General features: G+C 42.9%; 1 protein-coding gene. It reads right to left on the reverse strand.

The genetic code is table 11. The features are described from left to right. The coding region (locus A3750_RS04645) for an acyl-CoA desaturase (protein ID WP_197474889.1) at positions 1 to 471 on the reverse strand (471 nt) is incomplete at both ends.

Genomic DNA, 471 nt, shown 5'->3' on the forward strand with positions numbered 1-471 from the left:
CTGTGCTTGCATCGCTTGTTTAAGTTCTTTGTAACGGTGCATCGCCTCAGACTTTTCATACGCTTCGCGCATCTTGCATTTCTTGGCATCTAACCATTCTTTTCGTGCTTCTGTCGCACGGTTAAGTGCCTCAACAAAATCATTAAACTGTGCCTCAAGCTTTTGTCTGATTTCTTCTGCGTCAGCATGAAAGCGCAGCTTGTCTTGAACATGCTTTAAGGCCATTTCTGCGCGCGCTTTTTCCACTTTGTGTTGACCACAACGCTTTAGATTACTCGCCAAACCTATTTTACTTAGTGAAAAAATAAACCATTTTGTTGGATCGTATTGATACCAACGAATGCCGTTACGGTAATCCGCCTGAAAACAGTGGTGGTAGTTATGATAGCCCTCACCGTAGGTTAGATAGGCAATAATACCGTTATCTCTAGCACTATTTTTATCCGTGTAAGGTTGAGAACCCCAGTAGTG

The sequence above is a fragment of the Oleiphilus sp. HI0079 genome (genome assembly GCF_001635105.1).